Raw genomic sequence first — 897 nt, forward strand, 5'->3', positions numbered from 1 at the left:
CCCCGAGTCGCTTCTCGATGCGAGCCTGGAGGTCCGCGGCCGCGAGCGAGTCCATGCCCAACTGCGTGAGCGGAACATCCGAAGCCTGAAGGCCCGCCTCCGCGCCGAGGACCGCGGTGAGCTCTTCGCGGAGGATGCGCTCCAGCTCCTCCACGGAGCGGGAAGGGGACGCTGCGACCGGCGCCGGCTGCGCATTCGATGAAGTCTCAACCGAAGCGACGTGCTCCGCCATCGAGCCCTTGGCCGCCGCGCCAGTCGCGTCCGTCTGCTCCACCACCGCTGCATCCGCGACCGTGCCGGGCTGCGCCACCGGCGTCCGCACCAACGGCTCCGCGCCCGTCATCTCACTGCGCCACAGCACGGACAACTCACCCGACACGAGCCCCGCGCGGCACGCGAAGCGCTGGATCTTCCCGCTCGACGTCTTGGGCACCGCGCCCGGAGGCAGCAGCGCCACCGTGTGCGTCTGCACCTCCAGCTCGCGCGAGAGCGCCTGCCTCAACCCGTTCGCCACCGCCGCCAGCACCGTCGGGTCCGCGGACTCGGCCAGGTCCCGGCTCACCTCCGCCACCACGGCCAGCGCCTCACCGGCCGTCGTCTCCACGGAGAACGCCGCCACGCCGCCCGGCCGCACACGCGAATCCGCGCGCTCGAGCACGCCCTCCACATCCTGCGGATACAGGTTGCGCCCGCGCAGGATGATCAAATCCTTCCGCCGCCCGGTGACGAGCAACTGCCCGTCCTCCCGCAGCAAGCCCAGGTCTCCCGTACGCAGGTACTCCGGCCCGTCCACCACACCCGCGGGACGCGCGTGGAAGGTGGTCTCGCTCAGCTCCGGCTTGCGCCAGTACCCCTGCGCCACGCTCGCGCCCGACACCCAGATTTCACCGACCTGCC

Annotated in this window: 1 protein-coding gene; it reads right to left on the reverse strand. The window is 71.9% G+C overall.

Annotated elements, in window-relative coordinates; translation table 11 throughout:
* Positions 1-897: non-ribosomal peptide synthetase (locus tag D7X12_RS41590; protein WP_147444008.1), on the reverse strand; the 897-nt coding region annotated here is incomplete at both ends.

The organism is Corallococcus sicarius (assembly GCF_003611735.1).
GTDB classification, from domain to species: Bacteria; Myxococcota; Myxococcia; order Myxococcales; family Myxococcaceae; genus Corallococcus; species Corallococcus sicarius.